Origin of the sequence: Terrimonas ferruginea DSM 30193, from assembly GCF_000425585.1 — a bacterium.
In the GTDB taxonomy this organism is placed as follows: Bacteria; Bacteroidota; Bacteroidia; order Chitinophagales; family Chitinophagaceae; genus Terrimonas; species Terrimonas ferruginea.
This window is the reverse complement of sequence record NZ_KE384400.1, coordinates 1-14135: the sequence shown is the minus strand read 5'-3', so window position 1 is coordinate 14135 and position 14135 is coordinate 1. Positions and strand designations below refer to the sequence as shown.

Sequence of the window (14135 nt, the reverse complement as noted above, 5' to 3'; positions counted from 1 at the left end):
TTTGTGCAGCAAGAAAACTATTTCAGACATGAAAAAAAATGCAGAACAGGCCCGTTATACTTTTCCCGATCAACAGGGCTATTACGGACGATACGGAGGTGCTTTCATTCCCGAAATGCTGCACCGCAATGTGGCCGAATTACAGGCAGCCTATACCGAAGTACTCAACGATAAAAAATTCCAGGACGAACTGGATCTCCTGCTGCATGACTACGCAGGCCGTCCCACACCGCTTTATCATGCGCAACGGTTAAGTGAAGCTTTTGGCACTACCATCTACCTCAAAAGAGAAGATTTGTGTCATACCGGTGCGCACAAGATCAACAATACCATTGGCCAGATATTGCTGGCTGAACGTCTGGGCAAAAAAAGAATCATAGCGGAAACAGGTGCCGGACAGCATGGCGTGGCTACCGCTACCGTGTGTGCATTGAAAGGATTGAAGTGTATTGTGTATATGGGAGAAAAGGACATCGAGCGACAGGCGCCCAATGTGGCACGCATGAAAATGCTCGGTGCCACGGTGATCCCTGCCACATCGGGCAGCAAAACGCTCAAAGATGCTACCAACGAAGCCATCCGCGACTGGATCAACAATCCCGTTGATACGCACTATATCATCGGCAGCGTCGTAGGTCCGCATCCTTATCCTGATATGGTGGCGCGTTTTCAGAGTGTGATCAGCCGCGAGGTGAGAGAACAATTACTGGAAAAAACAGGAAACGAATTGCCTACACATGTGATAGCCTGCGTTGGTGGCGGAAGCAATGCCGCCGGAGCATTTTATCATTTCCTCGAAGAGGCAGCAGTAAAATTATACGCAGTGGAAGCCGCAGGATGTGGCATCGATTCAGGCAAAACAGCCGCTACTTCCGTACTTGGCCGTCCCGGAATTTTACATGGCAGTATGAGTCTGCTGATGCAAACGGAAGACGGACAGGTAGTAGAACCGCACAGCATTTCCGCTGGCCTGGATTATCCCGGTATCGGCCCGCTGCACGCTCATCTTTTCGATACGGGACGCGCAACAGCACTGAGTGCAACAGACGCAGAAGCGCTGGAAGCAGCGTTTGAACTGGCCAGGCTCGAAGGCATCATTCCCGCATTGGAAAGTGCTCATGCACTGGCGGCGCTGAAACAATTGACATGGCAGCCATCTGACCGCGTGGTAATATGCCTGAGCGGGAGAGGAGACAAAGACATGCAAACTTATATGGATCACATGGCGCAACAGTCGCCCAAATGAATAACATGAGCAGGATCAGTGAACTGTTTCAACGCAAACCGGCAAATATTCTCAGCATCTACAGCACTGCAGGTTACCCGCATCCGGAAACGACCGTCGATATACTGGAAGCGCTGGAGCAATCGGGCGCCGACATGATAGAACTCGGCATGCCTTACAGCGATCCGCTGGCTGATGGCCCCGTGATCCAGGAAGCCGGATCCGTTGCCATCGCAAACGGTATGACCATCGCGAAGCTTTTTTCAATATTGGAAAATTTCCGCAGCCGCGTATCCGTACCCGTTGTATTAATGGGATACATGAATCCCGTTTTGCAATACGGATTTGAAAAATTCTGTGCAGAAGCTGCGCGCGTAGGCGTAGACGGACTCATTCTTCCCGACCTGCCGGTTTATGAATTTGAAAAAGAATACAGCGCGATCCTCAACCGTCACGGCCTGGATTTCGTATTTATGGTAACGCCTGAAACCTCGCCGGAGCGTATCCGCAAGCTGGATGAATTGAGCAGTGGTTTTCTGTATGCCGTATCGTCGTCCTCCACTACGGGGCAGAAAGCAACACTGGATGAACGGGCAGATTATTTCCGCCAGTTGAAAGAAATGCGGTTGAAGAACCCGGTACTGATCGGGTTTGGGATCCGCGACAAAGCGGGATTTGAAAAAGCCTGTACGTACGCCAACGGCGCGATTATCGGCACCGCATTTATACAATCGTTTGAAAAAGAGAAAGATTCACTTGAAACAACACGCGCATTTGTCCGCTCGGTGGCAGGGGGAGGAAAATAGTTATCTTTGCACACAAGGTAAAAGGCGTAAGGTATAAGGTGTAAGGTGTAAGGTGTAGGGTATAAGGTATAAGGTTATATTTTGCGTCTTTGCTCCTTATGTGCCTTTGCGTGAAATCAGCGACTTTCTCAAGTGAAGCTGCAAAGAAGTAAGTCGCAAAGATTCACGATTGACCATTCACTCCTGAGACTCAGCGAATGACTTTTGAATTTTTAATTTTGACTTTTGAATGAATATGAAAAGCCTGTTCACACTTCTTCTGTTGCTGCCCTTCGCAGCATTTGCCCAGAAAAAAATGACGGTTAGTGGTAAAATGACCAACCTGCCAGACAATACACCCATCTGGCTGGCCGATATCAACAATCCCAACGATACCGTTGCAAAGGCAAAATCATTGAAAGGCGCGTTTGTACTGAAGGGAGAGTTAGCTGAGCCCAAATTGCTCATCCTGAGCGTGGGTAGCGACAAAAAATCCAATGTATTTTTTGACAACAGCACCATAGCCATCAAAGGTGATTATACAAAACCCGCATCCTGGAGCATTATCGGTTCAGCGGTGCAGGACGGATTTAAAGCGTTTGAAACGACTTTTGTTCCTTATTTCGAGCAATTGAATAAAATCGGAATGCGCATGCAGGCCGGTGAACGCAGCGATAGTTTGCAGCTATCTGCTAACCAGCTTACCGGGGCTATTCAACAAGAGATCGATGCGTTTATACAAAAACGTCCCGGTTCTCCGGTGAGTGCCTTTATTCTGCTGGCCACCATCAACCTCAATCCCGATATCAATCAACTCGAGCAAAGGGTTAATCGCCTGCAGCCGATGGCGATGAATAATATGTATGGTTCGTATCTGAAACAAACCATTGAAGAAGGCAAAACGACTGCCATCGGCAGCATTGCGCGTGATTTTACACAAAACGATACACTTGATAATCCTGTTACCCTTTCTTCCTTTCGTGGCAAATATGTGTTGATTGATTTCTGGGCCAGTTGGTGCCGCCCGTGCCGCCTCGAAAATCCCAATGTGGTGCAGGCCTATAATCGTTTCCGCGACAAAAATTTCACCGTATTGGGCGTATCACTCGATCGCCAGAAGAAATCCTGGGTCGATGCTATTCATGCCGACAATCTTACCTGGACACATGTAAGCGATCTTAAACAATGGGATAATGCAGTAGCGAAGATGTACAAGGTGCAAAGCATTCCGCAGAACCTGCTCATCGGCCCTGATGGAAAGATTGTGGCCAAAGACCTGCGTGGCGAAGACCTCAACAAGAAATTATGTGAGCTGCTGGGATGTAATTGATCTTATTTGTATCAGATCAGTTTGTGCTCATAAGCATATTTGATCAGCCCGATCACACTGTTGGTATCCGTTTTCCGGAAAATATTTTTCCGGTGTGTTTCTACTGTGCGTTCGCTGATGAATAAGGCTTCCGCTATCTGGCGGTTGTTGTATTCTTTTTCTATCAGGCGGATAATTTCTATTTCTCTTTCGGTCAGGTGAACCTGCTTCTCCTGCTTACGGCGTTCGCTGGTGCGTTTGAGTTCTTCGATCACTTCATCGCTGAAATAAATACCGCCGCCGGCAATTTTCTCCAGTGCATCGATCAGTTCCTGTTTGCCGATATTCTTCAGTACATAACCGGATATATCGGCATCGTTGATCATTTCATTGACCACATCTCCTTCGCCGCTCATCGACAAAGCAAGGATGCGTGTGTCCGGAAATTTTTGTCTCACCTGGCGTGCCAGTTCGTTGCCGGGCAATCCGGGCATCATCACGTCGGTCAGCAAAATGTCCACGGGTTGTGAAGAAAGCTGGTCCAGCACTTCTGCGGGACGCGTAGTAGCGAAGGCAAAACGAAAGCGGTCATGTCCTTTCAGCAAAGACATCAATCCGTCTATCACGATCTGGTGATCGTCTACTAAAGCCAGGGTGATTTTGGTCTGTTTCATGCGTGTGTTGTGGTCAATGGGCAATGAATGAATAGGTCAATAAGTCAATGAGTGAATAAGTGAATGTGAGACAGGGCTATTTGTTTTCTCTTCTATTTTTAACTTTTGCATTTGGCATAAAACCGGCTGTCTACTTACAACTTACTACTTATCACTTAATACTCTCTCTGGATGCATTGGTGAAAAAAATTACTGTTGCTGATTTGTTAAAGGTATGTGTATTGCGATCAATGTTCCTCTTCCCGGGCTGCTGTCGATGTCTACGGTTCCTTTCAGGTAGGCAATACGGCTGCGGATGTTGGACAAGCCGATGCCTCCGGCCGTTTTGGGATCGCCCGGATCAAAACCGCGTCCGTTATCCTCAATGGTGGCACTCAGCGATTCCTGGTCGCGGATTACGGAAAGGTCCAGCCTGGTGGCATGGGCATGTTTCAATACATTGTTCACACATTCCTGCACTACGCGGTAGAAAACCGTTTCGGTGGCAGGATCCAGGCGTTGTTCGAGTCCCTCAGTATAAAGGTTGATCGTGAGATCTTTCTTATCCAGTTTGCCGGTGAAATCGCCAAGTGCAAGTGCCAGGTTGTTTTTGATCAGCACATGCGGCATCATATTGTGCGACACATGCCGCAGTTCGCGGCAACTGTCGTCAACCAGGTTCATTACTGTTGTCAGTGAGGCCTGTTGTGAAGCCTCGGGAATATTGAGTTGCGATTCCAGCGCGGAAAGATTCATTTTGGCGGCACTCATCATTTGTCCGATGCCATCGTGCAGGTCGCGGGCAATCCGTTGCCGCTCTTTTTCTTCGGCTTCCATTACGGCTTTCATGGCTAATTCCTGTTGCTCGAGTAAGGTCCGTTGCAGTGCGGCTTTCTGACGCCGGCGGTAAAGACGGTAAACTGAGTAACCCGTCACCAAAAGTAATAACAGCGCAAGGGAGGTGGCAATGATGAGATAATTTTTCCGGCTGATTGCTGTCTGTTGCAGGGCAATGGTCTGTTTCTGTTTTTCCGTTTCATAATACGCCTGCAGTTCTGCAATCCTGTTCTCACTGGCGGTATTGATCAGGCTGTCTTTTAAGCGCATGCTGTGTTCCAGCATACCGAGCGCTTCTTTATCTTTTCCCAATAATTGGTAAGTCGAGGCCAATTGTTTATAGGTCTCCTGCGCGCCCTGGCGGAATCCTGCGGCCTGCGCCAGTTCTGCAGAACGGAAGAAATAAGGAAGCGCAGCAGCATGTTGTTTTTGCGCCACCAGTACCATTCCCAGGTTTTTATAACTGTCGCTCATCTGTTTCCGGTTCCCGAAAAGCGAATCGATCGCCAGGGTTTTGCGGAAGTATTCGCTGGCTTTTGTATAGTCGGGTGGAGAACCAAACAGGTAGCAGTTCGCCATGTTATCATAGAATAGTGATTTGGCAAAGTCATTGTTGGTTCGTGTGGCAATACCGATGCCTGCCGTGTCCAGTGCAAATGCCTCTTTGATTTTTCCCTGCATGCCGTAGATGTTGGCGAGCGTGTGCAATCCGTTCAATAAAAGTGCAGGGGCATTGTCTTCTTTCAGCAGTACTAATGCTTCCTGTACGTATTTCTCGGCAAGCGGTAATTTTTCCTGCGTCTGGTATACCATGGCGATGCCGAGTTTGGCGGAAGCGATATTAAATACATTGTATTCCTGTTGTTCGGCCAACCGTAGTGCCTGGAATCCGTATTCCAGTGCTTCGGCATATTTTCCCTGGTGCCAGAGACTGGTGGAAATGCCCATTAAGGAACGGGAGCGAAGGGTGTCTTTTTTTTGATCGCCGATCACTTCCAACGCCTGTGTGTAGTATTTCCGGGATAGTTCAAAGCTGCCATTGACATTGTAGGCCGCGCCGATAGCCTGCAATGCCAGTACCTGTCCGTTTTTGTAACCGATACGGTCTGCTTCGGCGAGTGCCTTTCTTGCCAATTCCAATGCCGCATCGGCATCAGTTTTTCTTACCTGCTGGCTCTGCAGGATCAATGAATCGGTATAGGCCGTGCGCGACTGGCCATTTGCTTTTTGCAGGAAAAAAAAGGCGGTGATGAAAAAAAGGATGATATGATGACGGGTAGTCATTATCCAATAGGTACATGAATGGCAATGAGCGTTCCGCGGCCCGGTGCGGAGTCGAAATCCACGGTGCCGCGCAGGTATTCCACGCGTGTGACGATGTTCTTCAGACCGATGCCATCGAATACGCCGCGGCGGCTGGTATCAAAACCTTTTCCATTGTCTTCGATCGTGGCGCTGATGCCATCTTTATCGCGGATCAGGGAAATGTCAAGCGTGGTGGCTCCGGCGTGTTTGATCACGTTGTTAACGCACTCCTGTAGCACACGGTAAAAAACGGTTTCCACATTGGCATCTATCCGTTCTTCCAATCCTTCGGTGTAGAGATGTACCTGTAACCTGTTTTTGTCGATCTTTTCCACGAAATCGCGCACGGCTTCGGCGAGGTTGTTTTTTAGCAGGGCATGTGGCATCATGTTGTGTGATACATGCCGGATCTCGCGGCAGCTTTCGTCTACCAGCCCTATGATGCGGTTGAGGGATTGCTTTTGTTCGGCACGCGATTCCGGGATGGCCGCTTCAAATGCGGAGAGATTCATTTTAGCCGCACTCATCATTTGCCCTACGCCATCATGCAGGTCGCGGGCAATACGTTTACGTTCTTCTTCTTCCGCTTCCATCACGGCGCGCGTGGCAATGTCCTGCTGTTGCAGCAATGCCTGTTGCATGGCGGCTTTTTGCTTAAGCCGGTAACGGCGGTATCCTGAATAAGCCAATAGTCCGCCCAGCAACAGCAAACCCGAAATGCCGGCAATCCAATAGTTGCGGCGGGTGATCGAAAATTCTTTTTGTTGCAAATCGAAGTGCTGTTGCTGAATAGTCTTTTCTTTTTCCAGCATGCGGAATCTTGTTTCTAGTTCGGCAAAGCGGTCGCCGAGGTCATCGGAGAATAAAGAGTCTTTGTAAGCGGCGTGGTATTTATACATCTCCAGTGCTTTCACCGGATCGCCTTTTTTCTCGTACCAGGAGGAAAGGGAGAGATATACTTTTTGTAACTCCGGGCGGCAGTTGACGGCGGGGCGTGCAAGGCGCAACGCTTCCTGTAACAATACATAAGCCGTATCATATTGCCCCTGGGTGGTGTAAATGTCGCCAAGGTTGTTGAGACAACTGACAATGCCCTTGGTGTCTTTCATTTCACGGCGAAGCTGCAGCGATTCATTGATCAGCGGAATGGCTTTACCGCCTTCGTTCATGGTGAGATAAAGATTGCCGAGGTTGTTCAGTGTGCTGGACAAATATTCTTTGTCGTCCAGTTTGCGACAGATGTCCAGCGCTTTCTGGTAATAGCTTTCCGCACGCGTGTATTCTTTTTTTATTACATAAACGTTGGCGAGGTTTACAAATGAGCCGGCTAGTCCGTATTGATCGCCTGTTTTTTCTTTGAGGGCAACGGCACGTTCCTGGTAACTGATCGCTTCTGCATAGCGGCCAAGGTTTTGCTGAAGGATACCAATATTGGTGAGGGAATAAGAAATGCCTTTGTTGTTGCCTAATGCTTCGTAAAGACTCAGTGCCTTTAGTTGCGCGTCGAGTGCTTCGTCGAGGATGCCCTGTTTCTGGTAGAGGATGCCGATCTTATTGTAGAGTCCGGCCATGCCCGCGCGGTCGTTGAGGCGTTCGCGGATGGTGGCGGATTGTTTGTATAACAACAATGCGCTGTCGTACTGTTCATTGTCGAAATAAAGAATACCGAGATCGTTGTACGCCTGTGCCACGCCGGCCTGGTAGTTGACCTCACGTGCGAGCGTCAGGGCTTTGCGGCCATAATTGATGGCTTTGTCGCGGTTGACGTTACGGTATTGCCAGGTAAGTTCGTTGTAGGTTTTAACGAGCGTGGAATCGGTCTGACCGGCAGCCACTTTTTCGAGGCTGTCGAGGACAGGACGGGCGTTTTGGGCAATCAGGAGTAATGGCAGGCTGCAGAGCAGCGCACAGGTCAATTTTGGTATCAAGGTGATGGCTGTTTGGTTTCCGGGCCTGCCGGAGAAACCTTACTCAGATCCCCAGCACGTCCTTCATGCTAAAGATACCTTTTTTATCCTTTATGAATTCAGCGGCCAGCACGGCGCCTGTAGCGAAACCCGTACGGTTGTGCGCTGTATGGATGATTTCAATATCGTCGACAGGGGATTGATAGCGTACTGTGTGTGTGCCGGGTGCCGGGTCTTCGCGGAGACTTTTGATGAAAAGGTCTTCCGGTTTATCAGAAGGTTCATTGACCCATTGCTGTTTGCTGCCGCCCAGGTTTTCGATCAACTGTTCCGCCAGGGTAATGGCCGTGCCGCTGGGCGCATCTTTTTTCTGCGTATGATGAATTTCTTCCAGGCTCACGCTATACTCGGGGTGAGTAGCCATCAGCGAGGCCAGTTTGCGGTTGAGTTCAAAGAAAAGATTGACACCTACACTGAAATTGCTGGCGTAAAGAAAGCTTCCGTTGTGTTCTTTCACTTTGGTTTCCACTTCGCCGAGGCGTTCGGTCCAGCCGGTAGATCCGCAGATAACGGGTGTGTTAGCGTCAATTGTTTTGATCAGGTTACCGAAGGCGCTGTGCGGCCCGGTAAATTCGATGGCCACGTCGGCGGCGGCGAGTTTTTCCGCATTCAGATCGGCAACATTGGTTTCATCTATTTTCAAAACGATCTGGTGTCCTCGTTCCAGGGCGATGGCTTCAATAGCTTTGCCCATTTTTCCATATCCGATCAGTGCGATGTTCATTGAGCGTTATTTTTACTGCGTAAAAATAACAATTAGACGATTTGAAAATTTGATAATTTGAAAATGGCTTCGCTTATTGAATTCAATTATCAAATCATCAAATTTTCAAATTGTCTAATTATCACCGGATGTTCAACACCAGGCTCAACCCCGTAGTACCTGCCATCTGACTGTAACCGGGTTTGATGCGGAGGCTCAGGTCGGGAGATACGTCAAAGGTGCTGAGGTGCGCGTCGACAGAGGCGTCTACCACGTTCAATCCCCAGGCGATGAGAAAGAATACGGCGGAGTAGTCGATATCGCGGCGATAGGAGTCGCGGTAATAACGCAGGGTTTCACCGCGGTTATTCTGCACAAGCGCCTGTAGCTTGGGAGCTACTTTTTCATAAGCGCCTGTTCCTTCTTCCTGTAATATTTTGTAAGCGAAACGTGTACGGTTATACCACCTGAGGTTGTAAACAAATATGCCGCCGGTAACGCCGAGTGCGGCATACACAATAGGCACTTTCCATACTTTACCATTGTACAATTGTCCCAGACCGGGAAGTACAGCAGAGCGGATAGCAGCCACACGGGGAATACGTCCTTTCTTTACCACTTTACCGGTTGAGTCTACAACGTCTGCAGGTTTGCCGGAGAATACTCCTTCTGGTGTGGTGGAGTCACGCATGGCCCGCGCCGAGTCGGCACGCGTTTGCGCCTTCAACGCAAGCGGAGTGACAGCAAAAAGCAGGCACAGTAAAATAATATGATGTAAGCTGCGAAGACGCATGATGACGGTGATCAGTCCGCAGAAATGTTCAGGTGTTTCAGCAACTTGTTGAACTCTTCCAGCGAATAATAATCGAAGGTGATCTGTCCGCTTCCGTTGCGGGCATGTTTCACTTTCACTCTTGTTTCAAATTGAGATGCTAATTTATCCTGAATCCGCTGATACGCAGCAGGGAGCTGTGTTTTTGCCGTTTTTTTAACAGTGCCGTTCTCTTTGTAAAGATTTCTTACCAGCGTTTCCGTCTGGCGTACAGACAATCCGTTGTCGCGGATCTGGCGGAAGATATAAAGCTGTCTGTCTACGGTGTCTACGTTGATAATCGCGCGTGCATGGCCCATGCTCAGTTCGTTGCGGCGCACGGCGAGTTGAATGTCCGGCGGCAGTTTCAGCAGGCGGATAAAGTTGGCTACGGTGCTGCGGTCTTTGCCCATGCGTTCTGCCACTTGTTCTTGCGTGTAACCGAGTTCATCCATCATCCGTTTGTAGCTGAGTGCTACTTCCACCGCGTTGAGGTTTTCCCGCTGCAGGTTTTCCAGCAATGCGAGTTCGAGCAGTTGCACGTCATTGGCCTGGCGGATGTAAACAGGCACGTCTTTCAGTCCCGCCATCTGCGAGGCGCGCCAGCGGCGTTCACCAGAGATGAGGCGGTATTTGCCCGTGGGAAGTTTTGAAACGGTGATCGGCTGAATGATGTCATGCAGCCTGATCGATTCGGAAAGTTCTTTCAGCGCCTGTTCGTCGAAATCGTGACGGGGCTGTTTGGGGTTGGTTTCGATATCGCCTACCGGCACGCGGGAAGTAGCGGTGGCTGCTTCCACGGCGGCGGGTTTCAAAGCAGCATTGTTACCGGAACCGGTTTTCAGATCTGAATCGATGCCTTGCAACAGGGAACGGATCCCTTTGCCGAGCATGTCTTTATTTTGTTTGGGCTTGGTCATGTGTTAACGGGAAGGTCTACAGTTCCAGGATACGCTCCTCCTGCGACATTTTGGTCAGGTTATTCTTTTGCAATATTTCCTTTGCCAGGTTGAGGTAGTTCACGGAGCCTTTGCTGTTGGCGTCGTAAAGGATAACCGGTTTACCCACGCTGGGTGCTTCGCTGAGGCGGGAGTTACGGTGGATGATGGTATCAAAAACGAGTTCGTCGAAATGTCTTCTTACTTCGCTCACCACCTGGTTGCAGAGGCGGAGGCGGCCATCGTACATCGTCATCAGGATACCTTCGATCACGAGGGCGGGATTGAGGCGGCTTTGCACGATCTTGATCGTGTTGAGCAGTTTTCCCAGGCCTTCCAGGGCGAAGAATTCGCACTGCACGGGCACGGCTACTGAATCCGAAGCAGTCAGGGCATTAACGGTAATGAGACCCAGGGAAGGAGAGCAGTCGATCACGATGAAATCGTAATCTTCCCGGACGGCTTCCAGCAGATTTTTCAGCACCATTTCCCGGTTGGGGTAGTTGATCATTTCGATCTCGGCACCTACCAGGTCGATATGCGAAGGGATCAGATCGAGGTTGGGAATTTCTGTTTTAAGGATCACATCACGCGCGGTAGCCTGATTGATCATGCAATCGTACAGGCTCTGGGTAATGTTGTGCAGGTCGAAGCCTACGCCGGTAGTACTGTTGGCCTGAGGGTCACCGTCCACCAGCAGGGTCCGGTATTCCAGTACGGCAAAACTAGCCGCCAGATTGATAGCGGTAGTGGTTTTGCCTACGCCTCCTTTTTGATTTGCTACGCCGATGATTCTTGCCATAAGCTATTGCCCGCCTGCGGATGTTAAAGACAGAAAATGGGAAATTGATGAAATGCAAATGTAATGGGATTCCGGGGCTTAAAAAAGGGCCGGACCAAGCTTTCGTGAACCGGACCACCGGAAACCGGGAAAAAAGGATAATTCCTTGACTGATACGCCTATTTTTGTCCCTTTCCGGCTTACCGGCGGCAATCTTTTATCATTTTTAGCGGTCTGTAAGCCAACAATCTGCCGCATATCGTTGTTTTTTGCGGCAGCAACTAAAAGAGCGACCCATGCGCAACACTCCTTTCTGGTGGATATTGATAGGCCTGATGATCCTGCTGGACATTTATATTTTCCAGGCGGTGCGGCTGTTGGCCCAACCGGCCGGGCAACGCACGCGGCTCATCATTTATTCCGCTTACTGGAGCATTTCTGCGGCGGCGCTGATCGTCTTGCTGCTGTTGCCCTATTTCCAGTTTTCCCAGCAAAGCCGTTTTCTCCGCTCCACCATTTTTGCTATCGTCATCGGGCTGTTTTTTGCCAAAGTAATCGCGGCCCTGTTCCTGCTGATCGATGATATCCGCCGCGGCATCCAATGGATCGCTGCCAAGCTTTTGTTCCGCAATACCGAAGGTGAAGAGTTGCAGGAGGGAACCGGCATTTCACGTTCAGTGTTCATGAGCTGGCTTGGCATTGCCGCCGGCTCCGGGCTTTTTGCCACACTCATTTATGGTTTTGGCAACAAATACAAATACCGGATACATAAAGTGCCGCTCGATTTCGCCAATCTTCCCCAGGCTTTCCGTGGCCTGCGCGTGGTGCAGTTGTCGGATATTCATTCGGGAAGTTTTACCGACAAGGAAGCGGTCATGCGCGGTGTACAAAAAGTACTGGAATTAAAACCTGACCTCATCCTTTTCACCGGCGACCTGGTAAATAATATTGCGGAGGAAATGAAAGATTACATGGATGTGTTCGACAAACTCCATGCACCGATGGGCGTGTATTCCGTTTTGGGCAACCATGACTACGGAGACTATGCGCAGTGGGAAAATGCGGAAGCCAAAAAAGCCAACCTTGATGAACTGAAAACAATTCATGCAAAACTTGGCTGGCGTTTGCTGTTGGATGAACACGTGGTATTTGAACGCGGCGAAGACAAAATTGCCTTGATCGGGGTGCAAAATATCAGCGGCAGGAAGAGTTTTCAGACCTATGGAAATTTATCCAAAGCCTACGCAGGCTCGGAAGCAATACCATTTAAAATACTGATGAGTCACGATCCTTCGCATTGGGAAAGCGAAGTACTGCCTTCTTATAAAGACATCGATCTTACCCTTTCCGGGCATACGCACGGTATGCAATTTGGCGTGGAGTTGCCTGGTTTCAAATGGAGTCCCGTTCAATATGTATACAAGCAATGGGCGGGCACGTATGAAGCGGGTAAACAACATTTATATGTGAACCGCGGATACGGATTTATCGGTTATCCGGGACGGGTAGGGATTCTTCCAGAGATCACACTGCTTGAATTTTCTTAGTCGTTTCACTGCAACGATTTTTTAACAAACATAAATAGGGGTAAAGCAAAAGTTGGATTGTCCTGTGACAAACCCGGGAATGCTTTTTAGATAATTCTTCACAAAACGGCCGCAATAAAGAACAGGCTGTTGCTGTTTTAGCAAAATGTTGAAGGTTGTTTAATCAGCTAACCTTACGGGTGGTATCGTATTGATAACGCAAACAAAAAAAACACAGACAATGAAAACGAAGCTCCTCTTACCGCTGCTCGCAGCCGTGTTATGTTCACAAGTTGCCATGGCACAATTTCATATCGGCGTTCGTGCCGGTGCCAACATCAACAAGATCGAAGGCAAATCATTCAAAGATGAATTCAAGTACGGATACCTGCTGGGTGGCTTTGCCGAAATAGGTGTCGGCCGTAAGTTCAGCATCAACCCTGAAGTATTGTTCAATCAATACACCGGTACTGTGTCAAGCGAGTACAAAGACATTTACGAAGGGGTGTTCAACTCTGATCAATCCAAAGTAAAGATCAATTACCTTTCCATTCCGCTGGTGCTCGATTACAAACTGCTGGGGCCTATTCACCTGCAGGCCGGTCCGCAATTCAGTATATTGATGAATAAGGACAAAAACTTTTTGGAAAATGGCGGCGATGCCTTCACCAAAGGCGACCTGGCCCTGCTTGGCGGCGTGCAACTGAAGTTGAGTGCGCTGCGTATCACAGGCCGTTATGTGGTGGGGCTGAATAATATCAACGACATCGACAACCAGGACAGATGGCGCAGCCAGGCGTTCCAGGTGTCGGCGGGTTTTGCGCTATAAAGTCTCTTCTTTCTTGCCAGATAAAGGATAATGCTGTTCCGGAAAAAGCGGGGCAGCATTTTTTTTAATTCAAAAGTCAAAAGTAAAAATTCAAAAGGCGTCAATCGTGAACCGTCATCCCGAAGTCTCGGGAGTCAATGGTGAATGGTGAATCAATGTCGTTTCCTTAAGGCTGAAGTTCTTTGACAGGTGTTAAGTAGAGAAAAAGTTTGTTATTTTTAGGATAGGATTACAGGGGGGTATTGAATAGCGAACCTGTTTTTAGAGTAACCTATCTCAATGAATTAACTCAAAAATTACATAATGAACAATTTGTTAGCGACTGCCGTACAGAATCCGGCCGGAATGGATTTGTCCGTGATCGCAAGCTGACCTTTGTTCATTTGATTGTTCTGTTAGTGCAGGGCCTTTCCCGTTCCATACAGCGTGAGCTCAACAGCTTTTACCAAAAGATCCTGGACAGCGA

13 protein-coding genes are annotated in these 14135 nt (G+C 48.9%); 6 read left to right on the top strand and 7 right to left on the bottom strand.

Going from position 1 to position 14135, the window contains the following annotated elements; genetic code table 11:
• Positions 1 to 28 precede the first annotated feature (28 nt).
• The 3 genes from trpB (at position 29) to H608_RS0116585 (ending at position 3340) form a co-directional block, all read left to right on the top strand.
• Entirely contained in the window at positions 29 to 1246 is a 1218-nt protein-coding gene (trpB, locus tag H608_RS22715; protein ID WP_038008864.1) for a tryptophan synthase subunit beta, read from the top strand.
• A gap of 5 nt (positions 1247 to 1251) precedes the next feature.
• Positions 1252 to 2031 (top strand): tryptophan synthase subunit alpha, encoded by a 780-nt coding sequence (gene trpA / locus H608_RS0116590; protein WP_028788667.1) that lies wholly within the window; start codon positions 1252 to 1254, stop codon positions 2029 to 2031.
• 235 nt (positions 2032 to 2266) lie between these two features.
• The gene (locus H608_RS0116585) at positions 2267 to 3340 is read left to right on the top strand and encodes a TlpA disulfide reductase family protein (RefSeq protein WP_038008950.1); all 1074 of its coding nucleotides are present in this window, start codon (positions 2267 to 2269) and stop codon (positions 3338 to 3340) included.
• An 11-nt stretch (positions 3341 to 3351) separates the two neighbouring features.
• Here the strand turns inward: H608_RS0116585 and H608_RS0116580 are convergent, their stop codons facing one another.
• The 7 genes from H608_RS0116580 to H608_RS0116550 form a co-directional block, all read right to left on the bottom strand.
• A complete protein-coding gene (locus H608_RS0116580; protein WP_051268400.1) occupies positions 3352 to 3993 on the bottom strand; it encodes a response regulator in 642 nt (213 codons plus the stop codon).
• 189 nt (positions 3994 to 4182) lie between these two features.
• Positions 4183 to 6093: a tetratricopeptide repeat-containing sensor histidine kinase gene (locus tag H608_RS0116575; protein WP_028788664.1), complete on the bottom strand. Its 1911-nt coding sequence runs from the start codon at positions 6091 to 6093 to the stop codon at positions 4183 to 4185.
• The gene (locus H608_RS0116570) at positions 6093 to 8042 is read right to left on the bottom strand and encodes an ATP-binding protein (protein WP_081658925.1); all 1950 of its coding nucleotides are present in this window, start codon (positions 8040 to 8042) and stop codon (positions 6093 to 6095) included. Before H608_RS0116570 ends, H608_RS0116575 begins: the two co-directional genes overlap by 1 nt.
• A gap of 43 nt (positions 8043 to 8085) precedes the next feature.
• The gene (gene dapB, locus H608_RS0116565) at positions 8086 to 8805 is read right to left on the bottom strand and encodes a 4-hydroxy-tetrahydrodipicolinate reductase (protein ID WP_028788662.1); all 720 of its coding nucleotides are present in this window, start codon (positions 8803 to 8805) and stop codon (positions 8086 to 8088) included.
• 121 nt (positions 8806 to 8926) lie between these two features.
• On the bottom strand, positions 8927 to 9577 hold the full coding sequence (locus H608_RS0116560; RefSeq protein WP_038008863.1) for a DUF5683 domain-containing protein: 651 nt from the start codon (positions 9575 to 9577) through the stop codon (positions 8927 to 8929).
• A gap of 11 nt (positions 9578 to 9588) precedes the next feature.
• The gene (locus H608_RS0116555; protein WP_028788660.1) at positions 9589 to 10515 is read right to left on the bottom strand and encodes a ParB/RepB/Spo0J family partition protein; all 927 of its coding nucleotides are present in this window, start codon (positions 10513 to 10515) and stop codon (positions 9589 to 9591) included.
• A gap of 16 nt (positions 10516 to 10531) precedes the next feature.
• Positions 10532 to 11335, bottom strand: a complete 804-nt coding sequence (locus H608_RS0116550) for a ParA family protein (protein ID WP_028788659.1) — start codon at positions 11333 to 11335, stop codon at positions 10532 to 10534.
• 275 nt (positions 11336 to 11610) lie between these two features.
• Between H608_RS0116550 and H608_RS0116545 the strand changes: the two genes are divergently transcribed.
• The 3 genes from H608_RS0116545 to H608_RS24680 form a co-directional block, all read left to right on the top strand.
• Positions 11611 to 12861, top strand: a complete 1251-nt coding sequence (locus H608_RS0116545; protein WP_028788658.1) for a metallophosphoesterase — start codon at positions 11611 to 11613, stop codon at positions 12859 to 12861.
• A 220-nt stretch (positions 12862 to 13081) separates the two neighbouring features.
• On the top strand, positions 13082 to 13669 hold the full coding sequence (locus H608_RS0116540; RefSeq protein WP_051268398.1) for a porin family protein: 588 nt from the start codon (positions 13082 to 13084) through the stop codon (positions 13667 to 13669).
• A 242-nt stretch (positions 13670 to 13911) separates the two neighbouring features.
• On the top strand, positions 13912 to 14135 hold a 224-nt coding region (locus H608_RS24680; protein WP_028787378.1), incomplete at its 3' end, for a hypothetical protein.